Source organism: Alicyclobacillus contaminans DSM 17975, from assembly GCF_000429525.1.
Taxonomy (GTDB): Bacteria; Bacillota; Bacilli; order Alicyclobacillales; family Alicyclobacillaceae; genus Alicyclobacillus_A; species Alicyclobacillus_A contaminans.
This window is the reverse complement of sequence record NZ_AUCA01000086.1, coordinates 1-3,792: the sequence shown is the minus strand read 5'-3', so window position 1 is coordinate 3,792 and position 3,792 is coordinate 1. Positions and strand designations below refer to the sequence as shown.

At 49.3% G+C, this 3,792-nt stretch carries 3 protein-coding genes; 1 reads left to right on the top strand and 2 read right to left on the bottom strand.

Annotated elements, in window-relative coordinates:
* On the bottom strand, positions 1 to 536 hold a 536-nt coding region (locus tag G463_RS23065; RefSeq protein ID WP_156900293.1), incomplete at its 3' end, for an NTTRR-F1 domain.
* 248 nt (positions 537 to 784) lie between these two features.
* Here G463_RS23065 and G463_RS21215 point away from each other — a divergent pair.
* The gene (locus G463_RS21215; RefSeq protein ID WP_084171864.1) at positions 785 to 2,773 is read left to right on the top strand and encodes a glycosyltransferase; all 1,989 of its coding nucleotides are present in this window, start codon (positions 785 to 787) and stop codon (positions 2,771 to 2,773) included.
* A 299-nt stretch (positions 2,774 to 3,072) separates the two neighbouring features.
* Here the strand turns inward: G463_RS21215 and G463_RS21210 are convergent.
* Positions 3,073 to 3,792 (bottom strand): IS4 family transposase (locus G463_RS21210; protein ID WP_211227443.1); only part of this gene is annotated, 720 nt, incomplete at its 5' end.

The window sequence follows — 3,792 nt, the reverse complement described above, 5'->3', positions numbered from 1 at the left end:
CCTGTCGGTCCGGTAGCCCCTGTCGGTCCAGCGGGGCCTGTTGGTCCTGTCGGTCCGCTTGACGAAACAGACGTGATGAACGACACATCATCGACCAGAGTGTCTGGGCTCCCTGCCTGAGGTAGCTGGTTAATCAACACCAACGCCTGTGTTGTTCCAGGAGGAGCTGGGGTCGTTAGCTGAAAGACTTCCAGCCAGTTTCCGGTTGTTCCATCTGGCAGACCACCTACAGGAATATTGACAATCATCCCGTAGCCGAGGAATGAAACAGAGGCGTTGTAATATCCGACCGTGAGCGTGACAGGAGCACTGGTTCCTGCGCCAAACTTGGCAAGGTAGGCATCAAACTCAAAGTTTTCACCTGGATTTACCGGGACGAATTGATAAATGAAAGAGTTTAAACCGCCGCCGGTGAGCAGGGCTGAAAAAAATCCGGTATGGCTTGCAGCACCCGTAACCGATGCATTCACGCCAACCCATGGCGACAGTGAGCCAGTTTCAAACCCTCCGTTCACAATGCGGTTATCGAATGGCATGAGGAATTTTCACCCCCAATCATTTGAGTTTGAGATTGCCCGAGGGTGAGTCGGACAATCTAATGCAAAATATATGTAGTTCGACAGACAACCTGGTGGACGATTCGACACGAGATTTACCTAATTCTCGGTGAGTACCGAAATCACAACATCCATTGAACGATCCATCTCAGCGTTTGGTGGATGCCAGCTTGTATGTCTCTGCATACCGTAAGACGGAGACAAGTCCCAGGATTGGAGTGCAACAAATGACAATTGATGTTTCCATACAACCGGATAGACCAGTGAACATTGCGTTCTTCGTTCAGCCCGGGCTCGACAGTTTTCTAAAGCCCATCGTTGCTGAACTATCAAAGGACTACTGCACGAAACTGGTGATCACGAGTCATGTGGCAGATCTTGAGGAGGGGATGAGATGGGCGGACATCTGTTGGTTTGAGTGGTGCGACGCGCTCGTTGTTCATGCCAGCAAACTTCCAATTGCGCTGCACAAGAAAATTGTCTGTAGGCTACACAGCTATGAAGCGTTCACATCGTATATATACCAAGTAAATTGGAACGCAGTGGATCGAGTCATTTTTGTCGGTCAGCACATAAGAGACTATGTGTTGGGACATGTTCGACAACTGCGGGCTCATCAATGTCATGTCATTCCCAATGGAATACAGATGGACCGTTACACGTTTCGGCAGCGTTCCCCGGGATTTAAGATTGCCTATGTGGGATATATCAATCATAAAAAGGGTCCGATGCTACTATTGCACGCATTTAAGGCCGTACATGATAGAGACCCACGCTACCAACTGCATATTGCAGGAAGGTATCAGGACCTGCGTTATCAACTGTACTTCAAGCAAATGGTTGCGGAGTGGGGAATTGAGGAGAATGTACATTATGACGGTTGGCAACAGGATGTTTGGAAATATCTAGATGACAAAGATTACATCATCTCGGCAAGTCCGTTGGAGAGTCAACAACTTTCCATTATGGAAGCAATGGCGATGGGGATCAAACCGTTGATCCACAATTTTTATGGTGCGAAGCAGGTATACAGGGATGATTTCATCTGGAGCTCCATAGACGATCTCGTTACACAAGTGACATCCGGGTTCTATGATTCCGCCCTGTATCGTGAATTCATTGATGAACATTACGCATTTGACCAGCAAATCCTAAAAATTAGGGCACTCATTCATACGCTCTGTGGTGATTTGGGTCAGGCTGCAGGCCGCAGTGAAACCCCTAAAGTCACAGTGGGCATTATCAATTACAACTACGCACATTACTTGGACGCGTGTGTTCAATCCGTCCTGGCGCAGACATATCCGAACCTGGAAATTCTGATTGTGGATGACTGTTCAACGGATGATTCGCAAAGCAAAATTCGAGCATACACAGAGGCCCACAGTAACGTGCGAGCTATTCTGCATCCGCAAAATACGGGCACAGAAGCCACTGCAATCCGCGAATTTTTGGAACAGGCGGAGGGCAAGTACTTGCTATGGATGAGTGCAGATGATTTCTTGCCACACGATAAAGTCATCGCAGACTACATGGACTGCATGCTATCTGACGCGGACCTCGACTACGTGTATGGCAATCTGATATTGGTTAACCATCTTGGACATGTTACAGGCACGTGGACCTATAGGCAGTACACAGCAGAAGAAGTCGTTCGGAAGATTTATGAGCGAAAAGGCTCCGGGATCATTCCAATGGTAGGGATGTACAAACTTTCGTTTTACCGAGATCATGGTTTTGACTGGGTAGTCGACAGGCAAAATACGAACGCTGGCGATACATTGAATTGTCTTGTCAATACGGAACGCGGTTGGAAATGTCAACATTTGAATCAAGCGACGCTCGCCTATCGGCGGCATGGGAACAATCTCAGTTTTAACATATGTAAACGCATCGTGTCCTTGATTTCTGTTATGGAGTACATTGTTCAGAATTTCGATGAATCCGTGTACTTGCCTGACTACCAGTGGGAGGGATTGAGCGACGCTGACAAGACTGCCCAGAAGTTCTATGCCGTTGGCGCGACCTACCTGCAAATGAGTCAAGACTACGCTGGAGCGTCTCGGGTCGCGGGAATGGATGGGGCAGAACGATACCGATGCTTAAAGCCGCTGTATGATTTTGCTAGACGATATTTTGATGACAGTTTAGCCATATCTCGTACGTTTGCATCACAAATTGAAAAGGCGTACGAACGTATGGCATATCCTCAATGATAGCTATCGAGACCACGTTGACTGGGGGAATCTGAAAAATATGCCCCATGCATGTCCTGCGTAACGTCCTCAGCCAAGTACCCAAGTCATCCCGGACAATGGTCTCGTCGATTGTTCTCACCATCTTCGGCCGCCTTATGTCTCCGGTCCGTATGTGTCGAGCCGATTTCATGATGTGTTAAAATCTCAAGTTTCGCACCCTCAGGCAGCTAATTTCTCCTTGACTGCACTGGGTAAACGGTCGATGAACTGCTGCAGCACTTGTTCGATGACGTCGTTTCTTTGAGCCAATGTCACCTCTAAGGCGGTTCTGAGCAGTTCCAGAAGCGCCGAAGAGCATCTACAGATCGGATGTCGTCAAGTTCGTCGCAGCAATCGAAAAACAAGGCACCGATAGTTCGGGGATCTTGGGCATCTCTGGAGGCTATTGCCAACATGATGTAGCGGGCGAACACAATGGTCGTGTGTGCGAGCATCTGGTCGTATGTACGTCCCTGTAATTCCTTGGTGAGCCTGAGATAAGACTTGCTCACTTTGAAGAACGTCTCGATGTCCCAACGCTTCCCATAGATGCGGATAATCTCTTCGTCAGCCAGGTTGGTGTCAGTGGACAATAGAGCCAGCCACTGGCGGGAACGGTTCCGAACGAATACGATCTTGGCCTGCACCGGTTGACCATGTTCGTCCAGACCGAGCTGAACGGTGACAGAGGCGAGAATCTTGGTTCGTCCCCGGCGCTTTCGGACCACCCGATACAGCTGGGAAAGTGTGAGCCGCTGGCCCTCGTAACCGTATCGGACCTTGGGCATGTCCTTGAGCATACAAACCACGTGCAGAGAGTGGCTAAGTGCTCGGATGATGGTTGACGGATATGCGAACCAACTGTCAAACAACAGGTACTTCGCCGAAATGCCCATGGCCTGGGCCTGTGCCAGCAGCTCGAAAACGACTTCCGTAGCTTTACGCATAGCCTCCTGCCGCCGCTTGTAGCCGCAGGTACGCTTGTCAATGGAATCCTT